This window comes from Desulfomicrobium norvegicum (genome assembly GCF_900114595.1).
Lineage (GTDB): Bacteria > Desulfobacterota > Desulfovibrionia > Desulfovibrionales > Desulfomicrobiaceae > Desulfomicrobium > Desulfomicrobium macestii.
In genome coordinates this window covers 172,634-199,403 of the sequence record NZ_FOTO01000005.1, presented here as the reverse complement: position 1 = coordinate 199,403, position 26,770 = coordinate 172,634, and the positions used below count along the sequence as shown (strand labels likewise).

Annotated in this window: 21 protein-coding genes and 2 tRNA genes; 5 read left to right on the top strand and 18 right to left on the bottom strand. The window is 56.4% G+C overall.

Annotated elements, in window-relative coordinates:
• Window positions 1–3: 3 nt before the first annotated feature.
• The 10 genes from BMZ24_RS09890 to BMZ24_RS20140 all read right to left on the bottom strand — a co-directional run bounded on the left by BMZ24_RS09890 (window position 4) and on the right by BMZ24_RS20140 (window position 9,207).
• Window positions 4–333, bottom strand: coding sequence for a helix-turn-helix domain-containing protein (locus tag BMZ24_RS09890; protein WP_092191782.1), 330 nt, complete (start codon window positions 331–333; stop codon window positions 4–6).
• Between the two features lie 489 nt (window positions 334–822).
• On the bottom strand, window positions 823–2,529 hold the full coding sequence (locus BMZ24_RS19440) for an SH2 domain-containing protein (protein WP_143077871.1): 1,707 nt from the start codon (window positions 2,527–2,529) through the stop codon (window positions 823–825).
• A gap of 133 nt (window positions 2,530–2,662) precedes the next feature.
• Window positions 2,663–3,448, bottom strand: a complete 786-nt coding sequence (locus BMZ24_RS09870; RefSeq protein WP_092191776.1) for a toll/interleukin-1 receptor domain-containing protein — start codon at window positions 3,446–3,448, stop codon at window positions 2,663–2,665.
• Between the two features lie 95 nt (window positions 3,449–3,543).
• Window positions 3,544–5,223 carry an ATP-binding protein gene (locus BMZ24_RS09865; protein ID WP_092191774.1) on the bottom strand — a complete coding sequence of 560 codons (1,680 nt, stop codon included), beginning with the start codon at window positions 5,221–5,223 and terminating at the stop codon, window positions 3,544–3,546.
• Window positions 5,224–5,240: 17 nt separating this feature from the next.
• On the bottom strand, window positions 5,241–6,455 hold the full coding sequence (locus tag BMZ24_RS09860) for a DUF4297 family anti-phage-associated protein (RefSeq protein ID WP_092191772.1): 1,215 nt from the start codon (window positions 6,453–6,455) through the stop codon (window positions 5,241–5,243).
• A 171-nt stretch (window positions 6,456–6,626) separates the two neighbouring features.
• Window positions 6,627–7,112 (bottom strand): DUF4365 domain-containing protein, encoded by a 486-nt coding sequence (locus BMZ24_RS09855; RefSeq protein WP_092191770.1) that lies wholly within the window; start codon window positions 7,110–7,112, stop codon window positions 6,627–6,629.
• A gap of 231 nt (window positions 7,113–7,343) precedes the next feature.
• Window positions 7,344–8,138 carry a hypothetical protein gene (locus BMZ24_RS19435; RefSeq protein ID WP_143077870.1) on the bottom strand — a complete coding sequence of 265 codons (795 nt, stop codon included), beginning with the start codon at window positions 8,136–8,138 and terminating at the stop codon, window positions 7,344–7,346.
• A 408-nt stretch (window positions 8,139–8,546) separates the two neighbouring features.
• A tRNA-Asp gene (locus tag BMZ24_RS09850) sits at window positions 8,547–8,623 on the bottom strand.
• Window positions 8,624–8,636: 13 nt separating this feature from the next.
• Window positions 8,637–8,712 (bottom strand) — tRNA-Val (locus BMZ24_RS09845).
• 189 nt (window positions 8,713–8,901) lie between these two features.
• Complete coding sequence (locus BMZ24_RS20140; protein ID WP_092191768.1) at window positions 8,902–9,207, bottom strand: IscA/HesB family protein; 306 nt, start codon at window positions 9,205–9,207, stop codon at window positions 8,902–8,904.
• A 211-nt stretch (window positions 9,208–9,418) separates the two neighbouring features.
• Here BMZ24_RS20140 and BMZ24_RS09835 point away from each other — a divergent pair, with 211 nt between their 5' ends.
• A complete protein-coding gene (locus BMZ24_RS09835) occupies window positions 9,419–10,426 on the top strand; it encodes a GGDEF domain-containing response regulator (RefSeq protein WP_161949112.1) in 1,008 nt (335 codons plus the stop codon).
• A 112-nt stretch (window positions 10,427–10,538) separates the two neighbouring features.
• Here the strand turns inward: BMZ24_RS09835 and BMZ24_RS09830 are convergent, their stop codons facing one another.
• From BMZ24_RS09830 to acs, 5 genes are all read right to left on the bottom strand, one after another.
• Window positions 10,539–11,441, bottom strand: a complete 903-nt coding sequence (locus BMZ24_RS09830; protein ID WP_092191764.1) for a PP-loop family protein — start codon at window positions 11,439–11,441, stop codon at window positions 10,539–10,541.
• Between the two features lie 4 nt (window positions 11,442–11,445).
• A complete protein-coding gene (locus BMZ24_RS09825) occupies window positions 11,446–11,643 on the bottom strand; it encodes a ubiquitin family protein (protein WP_092191762.1) in 198 nt (65 codons plus the stop codon).
• Between the two features lie 65 nt (window positions 11,644–11,708).
• Window positions 11,709–14,858: an MFS transporter gene (locus BMZ24_RS09820; RefSeq protein WP_092191760.1), complete on the bottom strand. Its 3,150-nt coding sequence runs from the start codon at window positions 14,856–14,858 to the stop codon at window positions 11,709–11,711.
• Between the two features lie 3 nt (window positions 14,859–14,861).
• Window positions 14,862–15,434 (bottom strand): TetR/AcrR family transcriptional regulator, encoded by a 573-nt coding sequence (locus BMZ24_RS09815; RefSeq protein WP_092191758.1) that lies wholly within the window; start codon window positions 15,432–15,434, stop codon window positions 14,862–14,864.
• Between the two features lie 113 nt (window positions 15,435–15,547).
• Complete coding sequence (acs, locus tag BMZ24_RS09810; RefSeq protein ID WP_092191756.1) at window positions 15,548–17,521, bottom strand: acetate--CoA ligase; 1,974 nt, start codon at window positions 17,519–17,521, stop codon at window positions 15,548–15,550.
• 172 nt (window positions 17,522–17,693) lie between these two features.
• On the opposite strand from acs, the gene BMZ24_RS09805 reads away from it, so the two are divergent.
• Window positions 17,694–20,384, top strand: coding sequence for a bifunctional acetate--CoA ligase family protein/GNAT family N-acetyltransferase (locus BMZ24_RS09805; protein WP_092191754.1), 2,691 nt, complete (start codon window positions 17,694–17,696; stop codon window positions 20,382–20,384).
• Between the two features lie 168 nt (window positions 20,385–20,552).
• A complete protein-coding gene (locus tag BMZ24_RS09800; protein WP_092191752.1) occupies window positions 20,553–21,839 on the top strand; it encodes a citrate synthase in 1,287 nt (428 codons plus the stop codon).
• A 219-nt stretch (window positions 21,840–22,058) separates the two neighbouring features.
• On the opposite strand, the gene BMZ24_RS09795 is transcribed toward BMZ24_RS09800, so the two are convergent.
• The 3 genes from BMZ24_RS09795 to BMZ24_RS09785 all read right to left on the bottom strand — a co-directional run bounded on the left by BMZ24_RS09795 (window position 22,059) and on the right by BMZ24_RS09785 (window position 24,950).
• Entirely contained in the window at window positions 22,059–22,961 is a 903-nt protein-coding gene (locus BMZ24_RS09795) for a DMT family transporter (protein ID WP_092191750.1), read from the bottom strand.
• Window positions 22,962–23,002: 41 nt separating this feature from the next.
• Window positions 23,003–23,809 (bottom strand): helix-turn-helix domain-containing protein, encoded by an 807-nt coding sequence (locus BMZ24_RS09790; RefSeq protein WP_092191748.1) that lies wholly within the window; start codon window positions 23,807–23,809, stop codon window positions 23,003–23,005.
• Between the two features lie 118 nt (window positions 23,810–23,927).
• Window positions 23,928–24,950: a GGDEF domain-containing protein gene (locus BMZ24_RS09785; RefSeq protein WP_092191747.1), complete on the bottom strand. Its 1,023-nt coding sequence runs from the start codon at window positions 24,948–24,950 to the stop codon at window positions 23,928–23,930.
• A gap of 238 nt (window positions 24,951–25,188) precedes the next feature.
• Here BMZ24_RS09785 and BMZ24_RS09780 point away from each other — a divergent pair, with 238 nt between their 5' ends.
• The gene (locus BMZ24_RS09780; RefSeq protein WP_092191745.1) at window positions 25,189–25,548 is read left to right on the top strand and encodes an ArsR/SmtB family transcription factor; all 360 of its coding nucleotides are present in this window, start codon (window positions 25,189–25,191) and stop codon (window positions 25,546–25,548) included.
• Complete coding sequence (locus BMZ24_RS09775; protein ID WP_092191743.1) at window positions 25,545–26,666, top strand: SO_0444 family Cu/Zn efflux transporter; 1,122 nt, start codon at window positions 25,545–25,547, stop codon at window positions 26,664–26,666. The genes BMZ24_RS09780 and BMZ24_RS09775 overlap by 4 nt, the downstream gene beginning before the upstream one ends.
• Window positions 26,667–26,770: the final 104 nt, after the last annotated feature.

The window sequence follows — 26,770 nt, the reverse complement described above, 5'->3', positions numbered from 1 at the left end:
CAATTAAAGGAATACCCTGTAATCGATCTTCAGCACTTCAGCCAGCTTGCGAGCCGTCTGTTTGCCGATGGGCCGACGGTTGTTTTCCATGTCGGAAATGTGTCTCCTGGGGATGCCCGAGGCAGCGGCCAGTTGCACCTGGGTCATGTCCTCCTTGAAGCGTGCGCCACGGAGCATGGTCCCCGGTGTTTGGTCCAGAAGTTCTTCGGCAGGAATCGCCCGTTCCACTTGGCAGTCGTAATCCTCAAGCATCTTCAGAACCTTGGCGTAAATATCCTGCGGACAGGCTACGTGCAAAAGCTCAATAGGGGGCTTTTTCGTGGGTTCCAACATACTTCACCTCGATAAGTTGAATTTTTCCGCCCACCTCTTGCCACACTGCGACATAGGTTGGATGGCCTTTTTTGATATGGCAGTGGTGACGGCCATTACTAAGCGTTCCGTAATGCGCCCATTCACCTCGAACCGGACCTTGCTCGGAAGCAGAATTTTTTCTGAAAGCTTTGCTACAAGGTTGCATAAACCCACAGCGGACCCCGCAAAGAAAAAAAGGATTTCAGCGTTTAAACTGAAATCCCTTACTTTCTAATGGCGGGCCCGATGGGACTCGAACCCACGGCCTCCGGCGTGACAAGACGATGAATGTCGCTTTAGTCCGTCGTATTTCAGCTAGTTACGTAACTTCGCGTAGTCTCATGTGGGTTGCTGTGGGTTCAAAAACCCACACACGAATCATTTCAAAAAAACTATAACATATGGCTCACGGGACGCGGTTTTTTGCGCTCCCGTGCAGCAAATTTTTGTCTGAATGTTAGAGATTATTTAGCCATCTTTTTCTCTAAATTTCAGCCACCACAAATTATCACCGATACCTAAATCAATGCATAACTCTTCTAAACTTTCAGCAAGTGGAAATGACACACTTTCAAATAATAATTTAGCAGTTACATTTCCAGATAACTTTAACTTACTAATGGCCTCTTGATACGAACTATCAGAAAATCTATGAGCAACTCCTGTTTTTGATCTTAGCATTTGTATATTTTGTAACGCTCTTTTTATTTTTTCAACTATTGATGGACTCAAACCGTAGACATTATCCAACCAGTTCGAGAAAAGGACAATTGTGCCAAATTTATTGCCGTTTGAGTCTTCTTTCAGATTGTCAGAAAGCTCGATACGAAATAAGTCAATGTTAAGATATTCGATAAACATTCTCGACAACACAGTTATCGCTTCGTTAAATTCAGTATGTTCCTCAAATAGTGGTTCACGCAAAATCTTTTCTGTAGCTTTGTCAGGCCCTTTGTATGGGGACCAAATTATTTTCCCCAGCGAATCAAACTTATTGAGTATATGATATTTGCATTCAATTAGCCGACTTTCAATACTTGGTTCTTTAGGAGGATCGCACATCATTTGAGAATTCCAGAAGTCCATTGCCATTCCACCTCTTGGAGGAACATTGTGAACACGCCAATGAACTATCTCTTCATATGGCAAACCTGCTTTAGCCAGATCACCTAACCACGTAATAATTAAACCTTCGCTATTCCTTCCAATGGAAAAGCTCCATTGATCTAAGAATGACACTCCTCCCATTCCTGGTGCGTGGAATACGACAGAATACAACGAAGGTTCATCATAATAGCGCTTTAAAACTTTTGGCGAAAAGTATGTAGGATAAAGAATATCGGCAGGATTTGGTTTTTGCTTTATTTCCTCACCATCTATTCCTTTGCTTGTTATAAAATCTGGATAATCTTCAGCTGAAAGTTGCTTTTTAGTTTTAGCACTAACAGACCCAGCTTTTTTGAAAGGGGTAACGAAATCTTTTGCAACAATCCTGGAAAATCTATCATGCTTTGAAGATGTAGAGTTAATTACATCCAGCCTGTAACAACCCCACGTTTCGTGTTTAACAATTTCGTCGATTTCTTTTTCAGGAAGATCCCTTATAAGATCATTCCAATGCCGTCTATGATCATGTTGCCGAATAAGCACCATGTTTCGGGCAGCTAAGTAATCCTGCAAGTAATCTGTTCTAACACGGACTGGCCCTCTTTCAGAGGGGTATGGTATCTCAACAACCATTTCTCTATTGTAAGGGTCAAATAAATTTCCATTTTCATCAGGTCGCAAATCAAAATAATTTTCAAATGTTGGCCAAAGCTTCCAGTGGGATTGATAAGTACCTATCGCTTCTTTACGAGATATAAAGATTCGAGCATCTGTACCTAAAAATTCATGAAAAATTGCTCCTTGATCAGTTTCTTCAAAGGATACACGTCCCTGATCATATTGGGTGTCCCAACCATCATAATTAAAAATTTCTTTAAGCTTTTCAATATCGTTATTGACAAGATAGGATAATGTTGCTTTCCTTTCAAAGAATTTACTTGTAGAAATGCCTTTAGAGTCCTCAAGTTCCGCAACAACTGTCCAGTGAGAGTACTTTCCAAAAATTTTGTTTGTCCAATCTTCAAATCTTGCCCAAGAAGACGACCCAATATGAACAGCCTGTTCCATTTAGCTCTTTCCCGTTGTCTGTTATTGGTTAAGTTTGCCAGTTAACAGTATTGTTGTCCGGACAGAAGTGGCCTCGGAAATTTGTACAAGCTGTTTGGCTCCCCCCTCGACGGAATGGTTAGACAACGCCCCTCTACTTACCGGCTTCACAAAAAGAGCGAAGATCCCCTGCATAGGAGTAATGAGGAAACGCCTGAACATTAAGTCGCTCTGCAATCGTATCGATTAGCTGAGAGACATCAGATTCCGATTTCGCAGGAATGGCATTTAAGGACGATAAGGGCTGTCTGAGGGCCGCCACCAACGTGCCACGAACGAGAACCGGCGCAAGGTACTTCTGCGCGCCCCAACGAGCACCAAGTTCGAAGAGCGTGTACGTGGATTTGAGACTTGACGCGCTCAGCAATGCCACAAGAACGGTGGCATCAAAGACTTCCGACCTCAGCTGCTCGTTGAAGCTTGATCCTGCAGGAAGCCGGTACCCCTCGACGCTTGTGCATCGGATCCGAGTTGGCTCGATAGGAAGTGCAGCCCGGAGAAGTGATATGAAGGCCGCAGCCAGTTCGCTGTCATCGGTGCTATGGCTGATGAATATGTCCAAAGTAACGACCTCTTTTGTTGTGCTCTGCGGTATGGATGGTTCTGATTCGAGGAGCTTTTCACCCTGATAGGTTAGCCCCCCAAGCACGACGGCTGCGCGGAAGAACATATTGCCGCGAGTGCGGGCCTTCAGGAACTTCGCGTCGTGGATAAGACCCTGCTGCTTCGCCTCAAGCAGACGATTTGCGACCTTCTGAAAAGCCTGTAGATCGCTCTCAGATTCGCTTGCCGGATCGAAGTTTGATTCTCCTGATCGCACCCGCTCAAGTGTCTCTAGTAGAAGCTGCATACGATACCTTAAAGCCATAACGTCCAGCATCAGCGGCGGCGCTCAGCACCGTCCGTTGCATGCTGTTGTTGGGCCTCAGCTAGGACAGGGTTCGAGCGTCTGAGCATCGAGCATGCTCCCGCGCTCTACCTATACCATTCTGCCTTGATTGCCGCGATGTCCATGTCCTTCCACTCTTCCTTCCAAAGTTCCCAGTACGGAATATCATTCGACGAAGGTGCGGGATCGCATTGAACGATTTGAACAATCGAAGGCAAAACGACCGACTCGCCGACAAGCAGGGCCTCGCCTTGGCGGAAGGAGGTCATCTTGTCGATTAGCGACCCGAGGGAATCCGGTAGCAGTTTCTTGACGTAGCTCTGGTCAACCGGATTCGTTAGTCGCATCGCGATAAAATTGTTGCACTGCGAGAAGATCGTCTCCGAGATTTCGGACGGGCGTTGGCTTGCGAGGAGCAAAGTCACGCCGTACTTACGGCCTTCCTTCGCAATGCGTTCGATGGACGTCTTCGAAGAGCGGTACTTCGAAAGCTCGCTGTTCGGCACGTACTTGTGCGCCTCTTCATAGACGAGGAGGATCGGTACGTCGTTGTTGACTTTTTCGTTCGGGTCGTTTGCGCATCGCAAACGCTTGTAGATGTACCCGTACTCGAAGATCAGGCGGGAAATCAGCGAGACCGTTATACTGAGGACTTCGAACGGTACCCCGCTCAGGTCGATGACGGTGATGTTGGACTTGTTTTCTGCCGAGTAGCCGAGGATTGTCCGAAGCGTGTCCTCGAAAGTCACCGTCCTGGACTTTGTGCCAAGAAAGAAATTAAGCCGACGGTCGTTGACCTTGCTCTCCAGCCGATTGACGAAGTTGGTGAGTTTACCGAACAAGCTACCTTGTGTCATTTTCGTCTGACCCTTCTTGGCGCCGCTTGCGTACGTCTCACCGGTATCAATCATCTCCTCGTTTCTGCTTTTGGCGGCCGCGAGGACAGCTTGAATATCGAAAACCAAAGGAGAGTCCAAGTGAATCCTTTGTCTATCGGTATCCAATCCTTGAAACTTGGCCTTGCGGTCCTGGATTATGGCCTCCTTGAATACGTTGCGCTGGTTGTGGTCGTTGCCTTCCGTATCCAGGAAGAACTCTTCGAGTTCTTCGCCGTTGAGCATCCAGTAGGGTAAGGTTAGATTTGAGACATCAATAAAGTTAGCGCCGGGAAATGCGGATCGGTATTCCGAATGAATATCGAAGACAATCACGTGCGAGTTGTTGAGCGTGAAGTCGCCAGCTTTCTCTGAGATCGCTTTCTGAATAATGGTCGCGAGCGTGTGGGACTTTCCAGACCCAGTGGAACCCACGATGGCGATGTGCTTGTTGAAGAATTTGTTGCCATTAACCGGCACTTCGACGGCGGAATTCGACGAAAGTCTGGAGAAACAGAAGCTCTCTTCGACATTCACCGAGTCTGAGTAGATGCGCTTGATGTCTTCAATCGTCGCCGGTTGGACATCCTTCGGCGGTATCGCCAGCGAGTCACCGCCGCGCTCGAACTTTCCATCCCGCAGAACACCAAGCGGGAAGGCTTCAATGATGTGATTTCGCATGCCATCGTCCCGGACCACAATCTCGAAGTTCTCAATGATGGCGATGAGAATAGCGTTCTCGTTGTCGGCGATCCGGACATACGAGCCAACGCGAAGGGATTCCTCTGCAAGTTTGAAATCTTCAAGCTTGTCGACGACGATGCGCACCTTGTCTGGGAAGACTGCGACCACTTGGGCATTGAGGTTGTCTTCTGTAGTTTCGACTGCCATTTGCGACTCCGATTCGGTTAGATGATCGCCTTGATATTTGTGAGCTTTTGCAGTTGGATCTGGACGTGCTTGACGGCCTTGTTCGCGGGTTCAAAGTAGCTTTTTCCCAAATGGAACTGGTAGACTTCTCGGGTCTTCGTGACGGCGCCCACTGTCGCCTCAAGATCGACGATTGAATTCAGCACTTTCAACTTAATCCCATTGTCGTGTGTGGCGGGCTTAGCGATCGATTTCACGTTGAAGTCGGCACCATGGAAGTCGTAGCCGTCGATGAAGCCGAATCCCTCGGTCGCCAGCTCCTTCTTCAAGCCCACTAATTCGTCGGCGGGGAGCCCGTGAACATAGACGTAGGGGCAGAACGACGATTTTCCGTCGCGTTTAGTCGTCTTTGACCACTTCTTTGACAGTAAGTGCAGCACATCTTTGAGATCACTCCGGACGAGTGTGGTGGGGTCAACTTCGACGAGGAAGAAACGCTCGAAAGGGGATAGGTTGAGGCCAGTAAAGTACTCCTTTCGCAGTGCGGCAAAGTGGGCTTTCTCACCTTTCTTCCGCACGAACCATTCGTTGAACAGCACGCTCGATGTGTCTGATCGCTCTAAGAAAGCCCTCTTGGTAATGGTTCGGTTGGCCGGCAACGGCTGGATCGATAACTCTCGCATCAGAGCAAGGGCGTTGTTGTAATAGAAGTACTCCGCGGTGAACGGCGTGCAGCCGTACGCGGTCTGCAACTCCCGGATGACCTGCGCGAATTGATTCTCGAAGCTCGCAGCGTTGATATCAACATCAAGAACCGAGAGGAATTCGGCAAGGTCGGCGTCGCGAAGACCGAGTTCGTCATGATGGCGGCGCTCGACTTTCCTTTCGCTGAAGGTCAGGAAGTGCTGTTTCAGAAACGCAACGTCTATCGGCAACGTCAGCTTGTGCTGGCCGGCGTTGAAATGGCCGCAGAGCGAATACCTGACGACCTGCTTCCCTTCATCCCTGATCGCTTTGAAATGACTCAGCATGTACCTGACGGCCGGCTTGATAACCGAGTGGTTGTACTCCGTGGCAAAGTAGTATTTGCATTGCACGGCCGTAATTTCCGTTGCAGTATAAATGTCGACATCTTCGATGCATTCGACGGCAATCGAGGCGCCGGGGTCGGACAACTGGAGCACTCTCAGTATCGAGTGGTCGAACTGGTAGAAGTACCCACGTATCGTGTCAACGGCACTGCGGTCCGTCATGCGCTCTTCCCCAACAGATCGTCGAGGAGTCGCAGTGACTCGGTGAAGCCCTCCTGCAACCTACTCATACCCGAGAACCTGCTGATTCGGTGTCGGGAATGAGGTGAAGAAACAAATCGACATTCCATGTCTGGCATCCCGGTTGTTTAAGCCCAAAGAGATTACGCCAGTTCACCTTTCCCTATGTCGCCAAGCTTCGAGTTTTCCCTTGGATACATAGTTGACGTATTTTTTGATTTCGTTCCAGTCGATGGTGCTGAGTGTGTTTGTCTTCGGAATACGGATGGTGAAAGTTTCGTTGTCCTGGCTCGGCTCCGGGACATCTTTAAGAAGCAGCCAGTAGGCTTCATTCGTCTCTTCGCAGTATTTGGCCAGTAGAACCACTTGGAGCTTGTCCCACAGATAGTTGTACGTTGATACCTTGAGCTGGATGATTTCAGTGTCCCCACGTGATTCTGCCTCAGAAGATTTCAATTGCACCAGGAATTCCAAAGGCGATGCTTCTTGTTCAGCGCAGATATCAACATACCTATCAATACCATAATCGTTTTCAGTCGTTCTTGTGGTCCATGAAGGAGGTAAGCAGCCTTCGAAAAACCGCTCTGAAATAGTTTCAAGTACGTGGATATGAGGCCGTTGAGGATATCTTGGCTGCATTTAGGTCCACCTTTGGTCGCGTCAGCAAAAATTTCAACTGCTTCCAGTCCTGTGAATTTTTTAGAGGCGACACCGGAGATTGCTCCAGTTTTCCATCTGCCTCTCTTTTCCCCAACTTTTGTTTAACCTGTATTTTCGTGCCCGAAGTGCTTGAGGCATTTTTGCGTCAGAAACGAATCGACAGCAAAAATGTGACAAAGAAAATATCAGGTTGAAGTATTTGTGGGGTTTTTATTTATCACTTAATTCTGGTTTTATTCTTTCTTGATATACCTGATAAGGTGATTTTCCAGAAAAACTGATACACATTAATTGCTCAAGACTACCATCAGAAGCACCAGCTTGTATTGGTATATATTTGAGGGAAACTTTTTCATAATCAACAATCTGTGGTTCATACATTTTTGAGAATTTTTTCATTTCTGGATTCTGATCAAATAAATTATTCAGCATCCCATCCATTGTATAATTTTTTAGAAATGAAAATTCTGGATTAATAATGTCTATGGGTTCAATACCACCTTTCCTAGTTTCAATCTGTTTAACAAAATTTGGTAGGTATTTTTTTTCATTTTGATTGTATCGTTGCAGACAAACGGACAAGTCAATTATTGAATATGGAGGGGCATATACCCACGCGTGGGGTACATTATAGTTCCCATCGTCAATCAGCCAGAAATATACGTTATCTATTTGTGTATCATGACTGAATATTTGTGTTAACGATCCAGTAAATATACAACACCAAATTTTTTCAGCTTCTAATATCTTTGTTAATGCTTGTGCGATATCGATACATGATCCTTCACGATTTTCTCTGTTCAGTTCTTCAAATAATAGTTTGCAAACTATATCAATTTTATTCTTTGCATTTAATAAATAATCATCAGTGTATGTTTTTGATGTTATATAATAATTATATTCATTCAAGAATGCCGGATTTATATCCTCCTGAAGAATAAAATTAGGGTCGTTATAAAAGCCAGGATATGATGTGTCAATTTTGTACTTATCAAGGTTGTTCATGTTATTGTTCCCCTAGTGCCGAAGTGGTCAATCTAACAAGTGATTGTCTAGTTTCTGGTTAACAACATAAAGTCGAGGCCCAGATCTTGAATCTTGAATTTGCCATCTTCTACCGAGTCAGGCAGGCGTTATGAGGGGCTGACTTTTCCCCACTACTTCCCGCCTCCGAACACGAAATTGCTATTCGAAGATTCGCTACAAGATAAGTTGCACAATCGGCAAGTCCTTCTTTTGTCATACATAATGTATCCAAGAATAGCCGGATCATACGTACATGAACCAAACAAAAAGCCACCCGCAACCGGATGGCTTCCCCTTCATTCGTCAGACACAACGCGAAAACCCACACCAAAACCCACAAACAGAAAAAAGGGTCCCAGTCTTTCGACTGGAACCCTTGTTCTCTAATGGCGGGGCCGATGGGACTCGAACCCACGGCCTCCGGCGTGACAGGCCGGCGTTATAACCGACTTAACTACGACCCCGCATTTGTTTTCGTGGTGGGCGGTACAGGGATCGAACCTATGACCCTCGGCTTGTAAGGCCGACGCTCTCCCAGCTGAGCTAACCGCCCAGTCCCGTCCAACGAGAAACAGTCTTTATAGAGCCACATGCCTGCTGTCAAAGACTTTTTTCAAGAAAATTGAAAAAAGTTGAAATTAACCTGAAAGCGCTCCGGGCAGGGGAGGGGAGAGCGGAAACTCGGGTAAAAAAAAGGGCCGTCCGTGAAGGACAGCCCTTAAGGTCTTCGAAAGCGAGAGTCTTAACCGCAGGATGTGCAGGAAGAGCATCCCGAAGAAGACGCCTTGAGCCCTGACTTGATGTTGAAGCCCATGTGCGGATGAAATTCCACGGAAATGGGTTTCGATTCTTCCATCAGAGCGGTTTCAACCAGGAATTTGTATCCGTCAATTTCGTGTACTACGTCGTTGTCTTTTTGCTCATCCAGAGCAAGCGCCAAGCGAGGCCCGCCTCAGCCGGCAGCCATGTAGACCCGGATTGGGGACACTTCTTTGCCAGCGAAGTGCATATCGAGCTGCTCTTTGGCAGCCTTTGTAAGTTCGAACATGGAATCCTCCTTTGATGTGGGAAAGGACGTAGTTATTGATTTTATCGATGTCAATGTCCGGAGCCGCGTGTTTTTCGTGATGGATCTTCGTGAAATCCCGAGAAACGCCGTCAGCCGGGAACATCGTCATCTCCGAAAAAGATGCTTGTGTCTTACAGTCAAGAAAGTTTACAGTGAATTCACTCTTGATCACCAGAACCCCGGTCCGGACATGTGCCCACAAAATGCCCGCATCCTGCTTGTCGACGACGAGACGACCCTGCTTGAGCTGCTCGGAGATTTTCTGCGCGAGCAAGGTCACGAGGTCATCCTGGCGGACTCAGGCATCAAGGCCCTTGATCTCTACAATTCTGAACTTCCGGATCTTGTGCTTCTTGATTTGAAACTGCCGGACCTGTCCGGGCTGGACGTGCTCAAGCATATTTCATCCAGGGATGACGAAACGGGCCTCATCGTCATTTCCGGGGTCGGCTCCACGGACGACGCCATCGAGGCCTTGCGCCGGGGAGCGTGGGATTTTCTGGTCAAACCCTTCCTCAATCTGGAGTTCGTACTCCATGCCGTGAACAAAAGCCTGGAAAAAGTGCACCTCAAACGGGAGAACAGGCTTTATCGTGAGCATCTGGAAGAAGAGGTGCAGCGCCGAACCACCGAATTGCGGCAGGAGATCATCGCCCGCAAACGCATTGAGGAGGATCTGCGCCGCAGCGAGATGCGCTACAAGGAACTGAGTCTGACCGACGAACTGACCGGGCTCTACAATGCCCGCCATTTCTTCAGGCAGGTTCAGGCCGAGGTGGAACGGGCCATGCGCTACAAAAGCCCGCTGTCATTGTGCGTCCTCGATATCGACAATTTCAAGCAGTACAACGACACTTACGGCCATCTGAATGGCGACGCCGTCCTCTCGGAACTGGGGCGAATCATCCAGAAACTGATCCGCGATGCGGACTCGGCCTACCGTTACGGAGGCGAGGAATTCATCATCGTCCTGCCGGAGACCAATCGCGAAGAGGCCGCCCGCGTGGCGGAGCGCATTCGGATCAGCTTCTTCGAACACGCCTTCTATCCCAGAAAAGGGTCCGGTGTCCATGTTTCGATCAGCCTTGGCGTGACCAGCTATTGCCCGGGGGAAACCGTTTCAGACCTTGTCGACCGGGCTGATCAGAACATGTACGCAGCCAAGAAATGCGGCCGCAACACCACGGTTTGCAGATGATGCGCTAAAGCGCGCACATCCCGTAGCGGCCGCGGCAGCCTGTCCGCAGAAACTCCATCGTTCACGATGCCGAATCGGCATCGCCGTCAGTCCATCCTCATCGCAGACGCAATCATCCTTCGTCGTTCATAAGCGCGGTCAGACGACAATAGCCGCATTCACCGGCAGACGTCGGATAGCCGCAGGTCGTGCAGGGCTGGATGTCCACGCTTGTCTCGCCGCGCGGGGCAAAGCCTTGCCGGCCGTCCTTGAGGAACCCGTCATAAAAGCGGATCTTGCGGCCCGGCTGAATGTCTTCGAGGTCCGCCAGCAGATTTTTGTAGATGGGGAAGCTGGCCTTGGAGCTGTATGGGCACGGGGCGTAGCCGTAGTCGATCCCGGCCAGGAAACACAGGTTTGCGGTCTCGAACTCGGTCAGGCGGAAAAGTGGCTTGACCTTTTTGGCAAAACCCTTCTCGGCATGCATGACCGGCCCCTGGTCGCTCAGAAATTCCACATCCCAGCGCATGACATTGGCGAAAAGCCGCGAGGTCTCGTCATCAAGATTGTGTCCCGTGGCCAGCACCGTGAATCCGTTCTCCTGGGCGAACTTGTTGAACAGGTAGCGCTTGGTCTGTCCGCACACGGAGCAGATGGGGCGCTTGACCCGGCGTTTGACGTCGCACATGGCCAGTCCCAATTTGGCAGTCTCGATGACGTGCAGGGGGATCTCGCTTACCGTGCAGAAACGCTCGGCATAGGCCCGCGCGATGGGTGAGGATTCGGGGATGCCAAGATCGATGTGCAGGCCTTCGATGTTGTAGCCGAGGTCCTTCAATTGCCAGGACAGGGCCAGGGAGTCCTTGCCGCCGGAGATGGCGACGAGGATGCGATCATCGAAGGTGAACATCGCGTGTTCCTTGATGGCCCGTTCCACCAGGCGACGGGCGAAAACAAGGAAGCAGTCCTTGCAGAAAGCGGTGTGGTGACTGGGCAGGGCGACCACGGCGGGGATCTGGCAGCGTTTGCATTTCATGAGACTACCCCTTTGATCCGACGTCGCGCACAATGACGTGATCGCCGTACTTGAGGTTCAGATCCGGAGTGAGCAGGCCGCCGTCGCGGATGACGAGAGCCCGTCCGGGCTTGCGCCCGAGTTTGTGCAAGAGTTGCATGACCGTGGCGGCACGGTCGATGGTCAGTTCCCGATTTTCGGGTTCAAGGCGGACAGTTATCATGGTGCTCCTGTGCTTTTGCTGTCGGTGTCGGCAGGTGCGTGCCCTAAATCGATGCGTCGCAAAATTCAAGACCGCTCTTGTCCGATTTCAAGAACCAGAAAGCCGTCCTCGTCGAGCCTGCCCCGGTCCGTGGTGACGAACCAGCGGATGCCGTCCGTTTCGATGACGGCCTTTTCGGTCAGGTCATCCCGGCCCAGATAGCCCTGCATGACCTGGGTTCCGCCGATGAGGATGCGGCCGCTCTCGCCGTGGGGCAGGTCAGTCAGGGTTTGCGGATGCACGATGCGTAGGGCGGAGCCGGGCAGGGGCAGGCCCACGGTGCCGGGTTTGCGGCCCTGCTGCACGCTCAGGTCCAGAGGATTGAGCACGTCGGGGGCGTTGACGGTGGCCACCGGGGTGGTCTCGGTGGTGCCGTAGCCGTCATGGATGATGAGCCCGAACTTGTGGCGGAAGGCCTGCACGCAGTGATCGGAAAGGGCCAATCCGCCCGACAGGACGGAGCGCAGCGACGCGAACATGAGCGGATGCAGGACGGGACTGACGACGTACGCTTCCAGCATCGCAGGATCGGCGCAGAGCATGGTCGCCTCGAAATCGACGCACATGCGCCCCATCTTGCGGGCCTCGTAGGGGTCGTGGGCGCAGGCCATGGGCACGGATTCAAGCAGCGGCAGGAACATGGTCGTGGTCAGCCCAAGGGCGTCGTGCAGGGGCATGGCGGTCAGCAGCACGTCGTCGCCCCGGGGCGGAAAAAGGGACGCTATCTGCCGGGCGTTGGTGATGATGCTGGAGTGTCCAAGGCGCACGCCAATGGGCATCTGCTCCTCTCTCTGCACGAATATCATGGCGGCCGTGGCCTCCGGCTTGACGCGCAGGGGCAGGATGAAACGCAGCAACGCCACCGGCAGAAGGCGGATCAGAGCGCGCGCCGGAGCCGTGCCGCGCAGGTATGTCCGGCAGTCATCCACGAACATGAAGCGCATGTCGTCTCGCAGAGCGGCGCATCCCCGGCCGCGCAACCTTTCAAGGTGCTCGGGGGTGCTGAGCACCGTCTCGATCCCGGCCTGATGCAGGCAGCTCGCAAAGGCCTCGGCGGACAATCCCGGATCAAGGTTGACGGTCGTCTTGCCGGCCATGAGCACGGCCATATTCGCCGCCGCGCCCCTGACACCCGGCGGCAGCAGGATGCCTACCGCCGTTTCGGGCAGGGTCTTGAGCTTGCTGGAAAGCTTCAGGGCGCAAAAAAACAGTTCTTCGCCCGTGGCCTGGGCTCCGCTGGAGTCGGCCACGGCCAGCCTTGCCGGGGCGCGCTTGACCGCGCGCAGCCATTTTTCCGGGATGGAGGTCTGGGTGCGGGCAAACTCCTGCCAGGCCAGGATGGACTGACGATGCACGGCGTCCTTGACCTCCTGGGGAGTGGCCGAGGCCGGCAGGGCGGGGCCGAAGCACAGATTGACGTCCCGCGCCAGGACTCCGTTGGTGTTGCGGCGGAAATGCCTGCTCACGGCGGACCACCTGCTGCCCCACAGGCCGCGCAGGTAGAAGGGCACGATGACGCATTCGCTCTGGACCGCCGGAATGCAGTAGCCGCGCCTGAAGGCCCCGAGCTGGCCGTTGCGGCTGATGGCGCCCTCGGGAAACAGGACCACGCATTCCCCGGCCTTGAGATTCTCGGTGATCTTGCGCAGGGCCGAGCTGCTGGCGGCGGATGAAATGGGGATGACGCGGTAGAGGTCCAGGAACCAGCGCAGGTACCAGCGACTGTAATAATGACGTGACATGACGAAACGCACGGGCCGGGGCACGGCCAGGTGCAGCACGGCCCAGTCGATCCAGCTGGTGTGATTGCCAAGAAGCAGCACCCCGCCCTGGGACGGAATGTTCTCCAGACCGCTCACGACCAGCCGGTAACGCTGCGCAAAGACGATGCGCAGCAAAAAACGCATGAAGGCCTGGGGCAGCTTGCGCAGGGTGTGCACAGATCCAAGCCCCATGATCGCGGCCAGGGCCAGGATGATGGGCACGCTCGAAAGTCCGGTCAGGGAAGCCAGCACGGTCACGCACAGAAAGCACAGCATGAACACGTTCTGTAGAAAATTGTTTCCGGCCAAAATGGTGCCAAGGTCCGAATCCTTGGCATTGAACTGGATGAGCGCGTTCAGCGGCACCACGTAGAGGCCGCCGAAAAAGCCGTACACGGCCAGCAGGCTGCCTAGGGCCGGAATGTTGCTCATGCCGGGAATGATGGCCAGACAGAGGGTCATGCCCAGGGCGGCCAGCGGGATGATCCCGGTCTCGATGTAGGTCCGCGACAGCCGCCCGGCGGTGATGGAACCGGCGATGATGCCCACGCCCCCGATGGCCAGCAGCCCTTGGGCGACAACGGTGGAGGTCACGCCCGCGAAATCCTTGAGATGTGCGCCGAAGGCGGCGAAAAGGACCTGATTGACGGCCCAGAAGAGCGACAGGCCGAGCACGCACAGCCAGATGGTTTCATGGCCGTGAATGTTCTTCAAGTTTTCCTTGAGATATGTCCCTTTGGCATATGTCCTGAAATTGAGGCGCAGGGAGGCGTCGCCCGGCTTGTATTGCGGGATGCGCAGAGCCGTCAGGGTTTGCGCCACGGCCCCGGCGATGAGCAGCAGGCCGCTTGGGGCGATGGCTTGCAGGATGCCTTCCTTGGTCGTCGCGTCGCCGATGAGGGACTCGAAAAGCAGGGAGAAGAGCACTCCGCCGAGGAGTATGGCGACAATGGTCACGGCCTGGACCACGCCGTTGGCCATGCCGAGGTTGTCCTTGCCCGCCATCTCCTTGATGTAGCCGTACTTGGCAGGAGAATAGAAGGCCGACTGCGCGGCCAGGATCAGGGTCAGGACAAAGGCCGCCTCGAACCAGCCCAGCAGATAGCTGCCGTAAATGAGCACGGTCAGCGGTATGGCCAGGCCCGCGGTCCAGCGCATGACCCGGTGCTTGGAGAAGCGGTCGGACAGAAAACCGGCGGGAGTGAAGAACATGATAAAGGGCAGCAGGATGCAGGCGTTGACCAGGGCGGTCAGCGCGATCTGCGTGGACCCGTCATAGCATTTGAAGACCGTGTTCTGGATGATGATCTTGTGCCCGAGGTCGAGCATGGCGTTGATCAGAACGACCATGAGGTAGGGCATGAACCCACGGATTCCCAGAAGACGGCGATGGCTCGATTTGACGGCGTCCATGGCTCAGCACAGACCCAGCATGCGCAGGCAGGAGGCGGTGACCAGCGCGGGCGTTTCGGGGGTAAGTTCGAGCTTGCCGTAACGGTGCAGAACCAGAGGCTGCAGGATGGCGCCCATGAGCAGCCCCGCATGCAGGTCGGCATCGCAGGGGGGAATCTCGCCCGCACCCACCGCCTGGCCGACGAAGCGTTCGGCCATGGCCATGGGCTCGGTCTCGCGGCTCAGGAGCTTGTCCTCGGGAAAGCCGTGCTGGGTCAGCAGGATGAAGGCGAACTGGTCGCCATTGTATGTGTAATAGTCGTAAATGGTCTGGATCGCGAGCCCCAGCCGCAGATCGAAAGGCATGCGGTCGTCGAAGAGGACCTCGGAAACAAGATGGGTGAACTGGTCCAACTCGCGGTTGAAAAGCTTCCAGGCCATCTCTTCCTTGCCGGAGTAATAGCGGTACAATGCGCCTTCGGTGACTCCGGCCTCGCCCGCGATATCCTTTATGGTCGTGCGGGCCAGTCCTTTGGTGGCAAAGAGGCGGATGGCCGATTCTTCTATGGTTTCGCGCTTCATGACTGGTCGTGACATGGTGGTCCTCCTTTATCGTGTGAGTATTTATTTACTCATTCCGTGCTCAGGTCAAGAAAAAGGGCGTGCCCAAAAGGACACGCCCGCGAGGGAGGTGCGACCGGGGCCTGGGGTTAGTTGTGGCGTCCGGCGATCAGGTCCTGGATGACGGAAGGATCGGCAAGGGTCGAGGTGTCACCGAAGTCCTCAAGGGCCGTTGAGCCCGAGGTGATCTTGCGCAGCACGCGGCGCATGATCTTTCCGCTGCGGGTCTTGGGCAGGCCCACGGTGAACTGGATGACTTCGGGAGAGGCCAGCGGCCCTATCTCCTTGCGCACATGATTGCGCAGGGCTTTGATGAGTTCGTCGGATTCGTCCGCGTCGGCGCGCAGGGTGACGTAGGCATAGATGGCCTGTCCCTTGATCTCGTGGGGCATGCCGACCACGGCGGCCTCGGCCACGGCCGGATGGGAGACCAGGGCGGACTCGATCTCGGCCGTGCCCAGACGATGCCCGGAGACGTTGATGACGTCGTCAAGGCGGCCCATGATCCAGAAGTATCCGTCCTCGTCCTGGCGCGCGCCGTCACCGGCTTCGTATTTGCCGGGAAAGCGGTCGAAGTACTGCTGCTTGAAGCGCTCGGGATCTCCGAACACGCCGCGCAGCATGCCAGGCCAGGGGCGTTCGATGATCAGATGCCCGCCTTCGTTGGGAGCGGTGGGATTGCCTTCGGCGTCAACGATGCGGGCATGCACGCCGGGCAGGGGGCGTGTGGCGGAGCCGGGCTTGAGCGGCGTGGCGAATGGCAGGGCGGAAATGAGGATGCCGCCCGTTTCCGTCTGCCACCAGGTATCGACCACGGGCAGCTTGGATTTGCCGATGTTCTCATGGTACCACATCCAGGCTTCGGGATTGATGGGTTCGCCGACGCTGCCCAGCACACGAAGCGAGGAGAGGTCATTCTTTTTGGTCCATTCGGATCCGTCGCGCATGAGCGCCCGGATGGCCGTGGGGGCCGTGTAGAAGGAAGTGATCTTGAATTTTTCGACCAGTTGCCAGAAACGCGACGGATCGGGATAGGACGGCACGCCTTCGAACATGACAGAGGTCACGCCCAGCGCAAGAGGGCCGTACACGATGTAGGTATGTCCGGTGATCCAGCCGATGTCCGCAGTACAGAAATGAATGTCGTCGTCATGCAGGTTGAAGACCAGCTGCGTCGAGTGGGCCGCGTAGGTCAGATAACCGCCCGTGGTGTGCATGACGCCCTTGGGCTTGCCCGTGGAGCCGCTGGTGTAGAGAATGAAGAGCAGGTCTTCGGAGTCCATGGGTTCGCACGGACAGGTCGGGGCGATGTTCGGATCGGCCACGACGTCGTGCCACCAGAGGTCCCGGCCCTCGACCATGTTGATGTCGATGCCGGCGCGCTTCAGGACCACGCAGCTGGTCACGGTGGGGCAGCCGGCCAGGGCGTCGTCGACATTGCCCTTGAGCGGAATTTTCTTTCCTGCGCGGAGCACCGCGTCGGCGGTGACCAGCACCTTGGCCTCGCAGTCCTGGATGCGGTTCATGAGGCTCGCGGCCGAGAATCCCGCAAAGACGATGGAATGGGTGGCGCCGATGCGCGTGCAGGCCAGCATGGCCACGGCCAGTTCCGGAACCATGGGCATGTAGAGGGCCACGCGGTCGCCGCGTCCGACACCGAGTTTTTTGAGGATGTTGGCGAACCGGATGACATCGGCCAGGAGCTCGCGGTAGGAAATGTGACGGACGTCCTCTTCGGGCTCGCCCTGCCAGATGATGGCGGTCTTGTCGCCCAGGCCGTTCTCCACGTGCCGGTCGAGGCAGTTGTAGCTGACGTTGAGCTTGCCGTTCACGAACCAGTTGATTTTCGGAATGTTGAAGTCGCAGTCCATGACCTTGTCCCAGGGCTTGCTCCAGCTGAGAAGTTCCTTGGCGCGGTCGGCCCAGTAGCCTTCGGGATCCTGATCGGCGCGGCGATAGTGCTCCTCGTAGGTGGCCATGTCGGGGATATGGGCGCGCTTGGCGGCGGGTGGGGTGAAGAGGCGCTGTTCGTGCTGCAGGCTCTGGATATTGTCAGGTGTCATGGTGATTCCTCCTTTACTGTTGAATAGGCGGTGTCCTTGTCGAGGACTTCATCTGGCAATAGTGTGTAGAAGAAATGAATTTTGTTTTCCCCCCTTTTCTGGTAAATGGCTGATATTGGCGGTTAACGGAAACGCCACCACCTTCATGTCGGTAAACGGAGCTTTTCGGACGATGAGCGTCAAACACCTGGATCTGTTGTTCAAGCCCAATTCCCTGGCCATCATCGGTGCGTCCCGCGATCCGAATTCAGTCAGCGCCATCCTCATGCGCAACCTCATGTCCGGCAAGTTCCTCGGACCAGTGCTGCCTGTTTCCGGAGCGCAGGAGGCCATTTTCGGCGTCCTTTCATATGTTGACGTGGCTTCCCTGCCACTGACGCCGGACATGGCCATCATCTGCTCTCCCGCGCACGAAATCCCGGATCGTCTCATCGAATTGGCCGACAGCGGCACCCACGTAGCCGTGATCATGGACCCTGGTTATGCCTTGCTTGAAGCCAAAGAGCGAGCGCAAATGGACGAAAAGATCCGCGCCGTGCTGCGAGAGAAAGACATCCGCGTGCTCGGTCCGGGCAGCCTGGGCATGATCGTCCCGGCGAGCGGGGTCAACGCGAGCCTGTCCCGGGTGGGGGCCAAGGAGGGACGCATCGCCTTTGTGACCCAGTCCGACAGCCTCTTCGAATCGGTTCTGGACTGGGCCAAGACCAACAACGTCGGCTTTTCCCACTGCATTTCGCTTGGCCGCCAGCTGGACGTGGATTTCAGCTGCGTGCTCGACTATCTTGGGTCCGATCCGGCCACCAAGGCCATCCTGCTCTATGTTGAAAACATCCAGGACGCACGCCGCTTCATGTCCGCGACCCGGGCCAGCGCCCGCAACAAGCCCATCCTGGTCATCCGTCCGCGCCGTCTGCCCTGCGACCTGCGCGACGCGGCCAGCGACCTCACGGAGATGGATCAGGATCAGATCTACGACGCCGCCTTCCGCCGGGCAGGCATGGTCCGCGTGGACGACATCGACTCCCTGTTCGAGGGCGCGCGCACCCTGGCCAACTACAAGCCGCTGCGCGGCAACGGCCTGGCCATCATGACCAACGGGCAGAGCATCGGACTGCTGGCCGCCGACACCCTGATCAACGGCGGGGGAGAGCTCGCCTCCATCACCGAGGAAACCCAGCTCAAGCTGGAGGAGATCCTGGGCCATGAGCGCTGCTCCGACAACCCCGTGACCCTGCCCTACAACGCCACGCCCGACACCTACGCCCGGGTCCTGAGCGTTCTGGTCCGCGCGGCGGACGTCGGCTGCGTGCTCATTCTGCATGTTCCGTTTCAGGGCACTTCCAGCCTTGAAATCGCCCAGGCCGTGACCCAGGTTGCCAAGACCAGCCGCTGCCTCGTGCTCGCCAACTGGCTGGGCGAGGAAACGGTGCGCGACACCAAGGACGTCTTCGAGGAGGCGGCCATTCCGGTTTTCGACCGTCCGGGCAAGGCCATCATGGCCTACCTGCACATGCTGCGCTACAAGCGCACGCAAAAAATCCTGATGCAAACCCCGGATTCACTGCCGGCGGACTTTTTTCCGGATACCGAACACGCTCTGAAGATCATCAAGGACGCCCTCGAAGAAGGCCGCAACCACCTCACCGAGGACGAATCGCGTCAGGTTCTGGCGGCCTACGGTGTGCCCGTGGTCGAGACCAAGATCTGCAAATCGGCCATGCAGGCCGTGGAGGCGGCATCCGAGATCGGCTTTCCGGTGGCGCTCAAGATCCGTTCGCCTCAGATCAGTCAGCCTTTCGACATTGGCGGCATCGCCCTGGACCTGACCACGCCCGATCTGGTTTTCGAAGCGGCCGCCAACATGTCCGCGCGCGTCCATGCCCAGGTCCCCAACGCCTACATTGAGGGCTTCACCGTCCAGAAGATGGGCCGCAGACCCGGCGCCCACGAGCTTTTCATTTCCGTCTTCACGGACAAGATCTTCGGTCCGGTGCTGCGCTTCGGTCACGGCGGCGTCTCCGCGCCGGTCATCAACGACCACTCCGTGACCCTGCCTCCGCTGAACATGGGCCTGGCCAAGGAACTCATCTCCCGCACCCGTATCTACAAGCTTCTGCAGGGCTCAAGGCGGCAGGCCGCGGCGGACATCGACGACATCTGCCTGGCTCTCATCCAGATCAGCCAGATGGTCATAGACCTGCCCCAGATCGTGACTCTTGAAATGAACCCGATCTTTGCCGACGACCTTGGAGTGCTGGCGCTGGGCGCCCGGATCTGGATTCAGCCCACGCAGGTTTCGGGCCCCGAAAGGCTGGCCATCCGCCCATACCCGCGCGAGCTTGAAGAGTGCGTGCGCCTGAAAAACGGCGAGCAGGTCCTCCTGCGGCCCATTCGCCCCGAGGACGCCCAGGCCCACCTCGATTTCATCCACAAATTGCCCGAGGAAGACCTGCGGCTGCGCTTCTTCGGCCTGATCCAGAACTTCGTCCTGAGCGACATGCCCAAATTCACCCAGATCGACTACGACCGCGAGATGGCCTTCATCGCCACGCAGAATGTCGACGGGGTTCCAAGGACGCTCGGCGTGGTGCGCACATCCACCAAACCCGACAATTCGTCGGCCGAATTCGCCATAATCATCAGCGCGGACATGAAGGGAACCGGCCTTGGCTCGGTGCTGTTCGAAAAGATGATCCGCTACTGCAAGGGACGCGGCACCCGCTACCTCGAAGGCCAGACCATGCCCCGCAACAAGGGCATGATCGGCCTTGCCAAGCGGTTTGGCCTGACCATATCCCATAACTACGAGGAGGAGCTGGTCGAAATGCGCCTGCCTCTCTGGGAATGGGAACCCGGAAGTTGATATATTCCCGTTTTTTCAGCGCCCCGGGACATCTGGATAATTCAATCGATTTCCGTTAAACGATTTTTTTTACGAGACTGAGCCTGTCCCCGCTTGAGCGAGGACAGGCTCGGAACGTGTTCAAGACTGGTCTTTTTCCTGGCGAGGGGAAAGATTGCAGGAGGATTCATGCAAAAAAAAGATACAGCCACTTTGACCATTGACGGCAAGTCCTACGAGCTGCCCATCGTGCGCGGCACCGAGGGCGAAGTCGCGGTGGACGTGAGCTGTCTGCGCAGCCAGGCCGGGGTCATCACCCTGGACCAAGGCTACGCCAATACCGGATCATGTTACAGCGCAATCAGCTTCGTGGACGGAGAGAAGGGAATTCTGCGTTATCGCGGCTACCCCATCGAGCAGTTGGCCAGGCAGAGTTCCTTTGTGGAAACGGTCATGCTCCTCGTTTTCGGCGAACTGCCGACCCGCGAGGAACGGGCCGCCTTCCGGACCATGCTCGGCGATACGGCACTGCTGCATGAGGATCTCATGCACCACTTCGAAGGTTTTCCACCCAATGGGCATCCCATGGCCATCCTCTCGGCGGTCATCAATTCCCTGGGGGCCTACAACCCTGATCTGCTGGACATCCAGACCGAAGCCGAGTTTCGCAAGGCCGTGGCCAAGCTCGTCAGCAAGGTGCGCACCATCGCGGCTTTCAGTTATCGCAAGTCCGCGGGGCTGCCCATCATCTACCCGGACCCCAGCCGCTCCTACTGCGAGAACTTTCTGCACATGATGTTCTCCGTGCCCTACAAGGAGCACGTGCCCACTCCCGAAGCGCAGAAGGCCCTGTCGCAGTTCCTGATGGTGCATGCCGATCACGAGCAGAATTGCTCCTGCTCCACGGTGCGCATGGTCGGATCGAGCGAAGCCAACCTCTTTGCCTCGGTTTCCGCCGGAATCTGCGCCCTGTGGGGCCGGTTGCACGGAGGGGCCAACTCCGCCGTGGTGCACACGCTTGAAAACATCCGCGACGGGGATCTCACGGTCAAGGAGTGCATCGAGAAGGTCAAACGCAAGGAATTCAGGCTGATGGGCTTCGGGCACAGGGTCTACAAGAACTTCGACCCCCGGGCCAAGGTCTTGAAGGAATGCGCCACGAATCTGCTGGCTTCCCTGCACATCAAGGACCCGTTCCTCGACATCGCCCAGGAACTTGAAGAGATCGCGCTGCATGACGATTATTTCGTTTCGCGCAAGCTCTATCCCAACGTGGACTTCTATTCCGGGCTGATCCTGCGCGCCCTGAACATTCCGGTGAACATGTTCCCGGTCATGTTCGCCATCGGCCGCCTGCCGGGCTGGATCGCGCACTGGCACGAACAGCACCTGGAAGAGAACACGCGCATCCACCGCCCTCGTCAGGTCTACGTGGGGCCGAACATCAGGGATTACATACCGATGAAGGATCGCTGAACAAGAGGGCGGCCACGCAGGGCCGCCCCTACGGAAATGGTGTGGCCCATTGAACGATGCGTCGCCACACCGCCACCACGGCACGATATGGTTCATTGAACGATGCGTTGCCACACCGCCCAATTTTAGGGGCAGGCCTTTTGTGCCTGCCCCTTTTTTTGGTTCCTGTGGTCTGGCGTTTTCATGGTGTGTTAAGAGGGCGGCCACGCAGGGCCGCCCCTACGATTTCTGGGTCATGAGGACAGAGCAGAGGACTACGCAGGCTGCGGCCATCTGCAACGGGTTCATGGTTTCGCCCAGAAAGGCGAATCCGCAACCCACCGCGACCACGGGAATGAGATTGATGTGCGCCGAGGCCGTGCTGGCGGGCATGCGGGTGATGGCCCAGTTGTAGAGGGAGAAAGCGCCCAGGGTCACGCCCGCGCCGAGAAAGACGAGGATCAGGACCAGCTGCATGTCGAACGTGCCCGCCGGAACATCCATCAGGTGAACGATGCCCGGTGAAAAGAAGAGGCAGCCCGTGACGACCTGCATGACCGTCAGCGTCCAGGCGTCATAGCGCCTGCCCAGAATGCGGATGATGATCATGTTTGCGGCCGCGCAGACCATGGCCAGAAATTCCATGCTGTTGCCGAGAAGCGGGGAAGGGGCGGACACGGTGGCCTGTCCGCCGAGGGTCAGGACCGCGACGCCCGCCACGGAGAGAAGCAGGCCGCCGACGACGCGCGTGCTCAGGGGCTCTTTGAGAATCATCCAGGCGGCCACGGCCACGAGCAGGGGGACGGAGGCGGAGATGATCCCGGCCTGGGCCGAACTGGTCAGGCCAAGGGCCGCGGATTCGAGCCAGAAGTAGAGGCAGGGCTGAAAAACGACGGCGGCCACGAGCAGCTTCCAGTCGCCTTTGCGGTATGCGGACAGGCTCACCGTCCGGTACAGCGGCAGGATGCACGCAAGGGCGATGATCATGCGCAGCCACATCACGCTCATCGGATGCAGGTCCTGCAGGGCGATGCGCATGGTCGAAAAGGATGCCCCCCAGAGCACCACCGCACCCAGCACGGCCAGACGAGGCAGAAGGGCGATGGGGCTTACGGCGGTCATGGAGAGGGATTCGGATTTCATGCAGGCTCCTGAATTGATGAAGATGAGCGGACCGGAAAGCCTCAGGGCAGAAGCGCGTACTGCCCCGGCGTGGCTGCGGTATAGAGCTTGAACGTGTTGCTGAAATGGGATTGATCGGCAAAGCCCGTGACCTGGGCCACTTCGGACAGGACCATGCCTTGCCGGATCAGGGACTTGGCTCGTTCCACGCGCTGCTGGGTGCGGAAGACATGGGGAGGAATCCCGGTCTGCCGCTTGAAGGTACGCAGCAGGTGGTACTGGCTCACCCCGAGCACGGCCGCCATGTCCCGCAAGGTTAATTTGTGGTCCAGATTCGAGCGCAGCATCTCCTTGGCATGCCGGACGAGCATGGGAAGAGCCGGAGACTCGCTTTTCACTCCGCAGTGCGCACCCAGAATGTCCCCCAGGGTTCTGACCAGCGCCGATTCCCGCGCCAGTCCGTGACTCGCGGTCAGGTTCTGCGCCAGCCTGTACAGGGACATGACAAGATCCGGGCAGTCGCAGATCAAGGTCGTGAATTCGGGAGCCGCTTCGGGCCGGCGGCTCATGTCTTCCGCCATGCTCCGCACCAGATCCGCGCGCAGGTAGAACATGGTGTAGGATATGGTGTCGTCCGAAATCGGCACGCCGGAGTGGACCTGCCCAGGATTGATCAGGCATGCCTGTCCCTGCCGCAAGGTGGCTTCGGAATGCGACGGGCCGAGGCAGTAGCTTGCTCCCTGATGCATGAGTCCTATGGCGTAAAGGTCGTCATGGAAATGTCGGGGGAAGACATGGCTGCTGCGCGCGACCTGGCTCATTTCAAGACCGGGCTGGACATGAAGGAAACTGATGGACGGGCAGGACATGGGCAAGCTGATAGACCAGAGAGGGGGAGGCCGTCTTGGAAAAAATTGCGCCTTCTTCCGGATTATTCACGCCGAAATCATGCGTGTGTTCGTAGCACTGCCACCCCTGACAGGAAATTCAAACGATCCAGGGTGAAGCGCCCCGGACGCAATTTCGACCTTCGGACTTGGCCCGGTACAAGGATGCATCGGCCAGACGCAAGAGTTCTGCCGGGCCCTGATCCTTGCCCGGCGTGCTTGCCGCCACCCCCAGGCTGACCGTGACCCTGCCGAAGTCCGACTGCTCGTGCGGCATGTTCAGATCTTCCACTTCACGCCGCAGGCGTTCTGCGATTTCAAATGCCCCGTCCAGGCTGGTATCGGGCAGGATCATGCAGAATTCCTCGCCACCATAGCGCGTCGCCAGATCCCCCTGACGGCGGGCGCCCGCCCGCAATACCTCCGCCACTCGCCTGAGACAGTCGTCGCCCTGCTGGTGGCCATAATGATCGTTGTATTTCTTGAAGTGATCGATATCGAGCATGACAAGGGCCAGTGTCGATCCCGCGCGCACCGCCCGGGTCCATTCCTCGACCAGGGCGGCATCGAACTTGCGGCGGTTGGCGATGCCTGTCAGTCCGTCGGTGACGGACAGTTCGGCCAGCCTCTTGTTGGCCTCTTCGAGCTCCATGGTGCGCTGCAGGATCTTGGCTTCGAGCTGTTCGTTCAGATGCACCAGGGCGTTCTGTGAAACCAGAAAGCGGGTCAGGTCGCGCGCCATGCCCCAGATATGCGTGATATCGCCGGTGTCGTTCTTTACCGGCACGAGCAGTGTTTCAAACAATCGCCGGCTGCCTTGCAGGAGGGGGCGCTGTTCGAAGGTCACGGCTTCGCCCGATAGCATGCACTCGTGATATCCGGAAATGAGCTCGTCGCCCTCGGGCCCGTACCCGACGATGGTACGCACCGTGTTTCCGGCGATTTGCCTGGCGTCAAGGCGCAGGGCGGCATCATTGGCCAACAGCAATTCATAGTCGTCGCCAGCGGGCGTGCAGATCCAGAACGGATCGCTGGAATGTTTCCAGAGCTGCTCAAAGACATGCACCAAGGCCTTCGTGTCGAGGGGCGGTGCGGAGGGCTGGGCCGATTCCGGAGAGTTCATCTGCACTCGTGTTCAATGAAAAAATGTTATCCGTCCTATTCCGGACGAGAGGCCGGGATGCGCCCGGGGCCAGACAATACGGAAAAGAGCCTCGCCTTGAAAGAGGAATCTGGGCCGCCCTTGCCCTTGACCTGGACGTTTTAAATCAATATTTGAGCAACTGTTCAATTGTTGACCCGATGTTGACCCAACATTGATCCCATGAAGAGCCACCTAGGCCTAACAAAAGGAAGTTGCCATGAAGGATGTCTGCGAAGTCCGCTGTATCCATGAAGAAAATGTAAACAGAGCGCTGCTGGGCAGGACCGACGATGGCGTGCTCGAAGAAGCCGCCGGGCTTCTGGGTGTCATTTCCGACCCGACGCGGCTCAAGATCATGGACGCCCTGCGTCTTGGGGAGCTCTGCGTGTGCGACCTGGCGGCGGTGCTGGGCATGACCATTTCGGCCGTGTCCCACCAGTTGCGTCTTTTGCGCACGGCCAGGCTTGTACGCGGCAGGCGGGCGGGCAAGGTGATTTTTTACACGATCCATGACGAGCACGTCGAAAAGCTCATGGACATGGCCCTTGATCACTGTCGGCAGAGGTGCGGGGAATGAACGAATTTTTGTGGGCATGCTGGGACATCCTGGTCGATTCGTCGCTCTGGATGCTGTTTGGTTTCTTCATGGCCGGACTGCTGCGGGCCTTTGTGCCGTCCGATCTGGTGGCGCGGCATCTGGGCAGGAATCAGTCCGGAAACATCTTCAAGGCGGCGCTCTTCGGCGTGCCCCTGCCTCTGTGCAGCTGCGGGGTCATCCCGGCGGCGGCGGGGCTCAGGCGACAGGGAGCCGGCAAGGGGGCCACGGCCTCGTTTCTCATTTCCACACCCGAGACCGGCGTGGATTCCATGGCCGTGAGCTGGGCGCTTCTCGATCCGCTCATGACCGTGCTGCGCCCCGCTTCGGCCTTTCTGACGGCCATGGTGACGGGCGTGCTTATCGACGCGGCCGATAAGGAACCAGTCAAGGAACCCGGCAAGGATGCTGAGTCTGGCACCGGCAAGGGCGCGCTTCAGGACCTCCGGCCGACTCCGGACCTTGCTCCCCTGGGCGCCGCGTCGGCCTGCGCTTCCGGCTGCTGTTCCTGCGGCGGCGATCCGGCCGCACAATCGCGCTTCAGGCGTTTTCTGGACGGTCAGCGCTTCGCCTTCGACGATCTGCTGGCGGACATCGCGCCCTGGTTCACGCTTGGCATCCTGCTGGCGGGCGTCATCACCGTCTACCTGCCCGACGACCTGGGACGCATGTTGCCGGGCGGCGGGCTGACCGCCATGCTGGCCATGCTGGCCGTGGCCCTGCCCATGTATGTCTGCGCCACGGCCAGCACGCCCATCGCGGCGGCCCTGGCCCTCAAGGGCTTCTCGCCCGGCGCGCTGCTGGTCTTCCTGCTTGCCGGACCGGCCACCAACGCGGCCACCATGGTCATGGTCGGCAGGATGCTGGGCAAGAAATCCGCCATCATCTACGTGGGTTCCATCATCGCCGTCACCCTGGTCTGCGCCGTGGCGGCCGATGCCCTCTATCTTTGGCTCGGCTACGAGGTGCACGCCTGGCTCGGTGACTTGGGATCCGAGGAGGGCGGTCTGCTTTCCGTCGTGGCCGCCCTGGTCATGCTCGCGATCCTGGGGCGCGCGCTTGCGCTGATGGCGATGCAGAAATTCGGGCGGCGCGGTTGAAAGATCGCATGGCTTGAAAGATCCCATGCACGGGAGCAAGGGCATGGCCAGTCCAAATTCATCTTCGACTGGCTCCCTGAACAAGCTTTCCGCACTTTCACAAA

Bases quoted from the DNA above. Each gene is read 5' to 3' on its own strand.
- BMZ24_RS09830 (WP_092191764.1), bottom strand. From the start codon at position 11,441: ATGAAATGCAAACGCTGCCAGATCCCCGCCGTGGTCGCCCTGCCCAGT.
- BMZ24_RS09825 (WP_092191762.1), bottom strand. From the start codon at position 11,643: ATGATAACTGTCCGCCTTGAACCCGAAAATCGGGAACTGACCATCGAC.
- BMZ24_RS09855 (WP_092191770.1), bottom strand. From the start codon at position 7,112: ATGCAGCCAAGATATCCTCAACGGCCTCATATCCACGTACTTGAAACT.
- BMZ24_RS09865 (WP_092191774.1), bottom strand. From the start codon at position 5,223: ATGGCAGTCGAAACTACAGAAGACAACCTCAATGCCCAAGTGGTCGCA.
- BMZ24_RS09790 (WP_092191748.1), bottom strand. From the start codon at position 23,809: ATGTCCTGCCCGTCCATCAGTTTCCTTCATGTCCAGCCCGGTCTTGAA.
- BMZ24_RS09775 (WP_092191743.1), top strand. From the start codon at position 25,545: ATGAACGAATTTTTGTGGGCATGCTGGGACATCCTGGTCGATTCGTCG.
- acs (WP_092191756.1), bottom strand. From the start codon at position 17,521: ATGACACCTGACAATATCCAGAGCCTGCAGCACGAACAGCGCCTCTTC.
- BMZ24_RS09795 (WP_092191750.1), bottom strand. From the start codon at position 22,961: ATGAAATCCGAATCCCTCTCCATGACCGCCGTAAGCCCCATCGCCCTT.
- BMZ24_RS09785 (WP_092191747.1), bottom strand. From the start codon at position 24,950: ATGAACTCTCCGGAATCGGCCCAGCCCTCCGCACCGCCCCTCGACACG.
- BMZ24_RS09820 (WP_092191760.1), bottom strand. From the start codon at position 14,858: ATGGACGCCGTCAAATCGAGCCATCGCCGTCTTCTGGGAATCCGTGGG.
- BMZ24_RS09800 (WP_092191752.1), top strand. From the start codon at position 20,553: ATGCAAAAAAAAGATACAGCCACTTTGACCATTGACGGCAAGTCCTAC.
- BMZ24_RS09835 (WP_161949112.1), top strand. From the start codon at position 9,419: ATGTGCCCACAAAATGCCCGCATCCTGCTTGTCGACGACGAGACGACC.
- BMZ24_RS09805 (WP_092191754.1), top strand. From the start codon at position 17,694: ATGAGCGTCAAACACCTGGATCTGTTGTTCAAGCCCAATTCCCTGGCC.
- BMZ24_RS09890 (WP_092191782.1), bottom strand. From the start codon at position 333: ATGTTGGAACCCACGAAAAAGCCCCCTATTGAGCTTTTGCACGTAGCC.
- BMZ24_RS09780 (WP_092191745.1), top strand. From the start codon at position 25,189: ATGAAGGATGTCTGCGAAGTCCGCTGTATCCATGAAGAAAATGTAAAC.
- BMZ24_RS19435 (WP_143077870.1), bottom strand. From the start codon at position 8,138: ATGAACAACCTTGATAAGTACAAAATTGACACATCATATCCTGGCTTT.
- BMZ24_RS19440 (WP_143077871.1), bottom strand. From the start codon at position 2,529: ATGGAACAGGCTGTTCATATTGGGTCGTCTTCTTGGGCAAGATTTGAA.
- BMZ24_RS09860 (WP_092191772.1), bottom strand. From the start codon at position 6,455: ATGACGGACCGCAGTGCCGTTGACACGATACGTGGGTACTTCTACCAG.
- BMZ24_RS09870 (WP_092191776.1), bottom strand. From the start codon at position 3,448: ATGCTGGACGTTATGGCTTTAAGGTATCGTATGCAGCTTCTACTAGAG.
- BMZ24_RS09815 (WP_092191758.1), bottom strand. From the start codon at position 15,434: ATGTCACGACCAGTCATGAAGCGCGAAACCATAGAAGAATCGGCCATC.